The organism is Shewanella sp. P1-14-1 (assembly GCF_001401775.1).
Taxonomy (GTDB): Bacteria; Pseudomonadota; Gammaproteobacteria; order Enterobacterales; family Shewanellaceae; genus Shewanella; species Shewanella japonica.
This window is the reverse complement of the sequence record NZ_LKTL01000114.1, coordinates 1-278: the sequence shown is the minus strand read 5'-3', so window position 1 is coordinate 278 and position 278 is coordinate 1. Positions and strand designations below refer to the sequence as shown.

Sequence of the window (278 nt, the reverse complement as noted above, 5' to 3'; positions counted from 1 at the left end):
CTGTCGGTTGCAGTTGCAACAACTGTGATGTCGCCATCCACAAGCGTTGATAGGTCAACATTATCAACAGAGTAAGTGCCATCTGCATTTACTGCCACGTCGGTGATGGTAATTGCAGTGCCAGCAATATCGGTGATCACCAGAGTGACCGTACCACCTGCTGGAATATCTTGTGATGTACCAGTGATATCACCGTTATTATCGCCATCGATGACTAAATCGACGGTGATGTTACTTGAAAGGGCATCAAGGTTTTCAGTGTCGTTGGCCGATAAATC

Annotated in this window: 1 pseudogene; it reads right to left on the bottom strand. The window is 46.4% G+C overall.

Going from position 1 to position 278, the window contains the following annotated elements:
• Positions 1–278 (bottom strand): annotated as a pseudogene (locus tag AN944_RS21710) (RTX toxin); the annotation flags it as partial.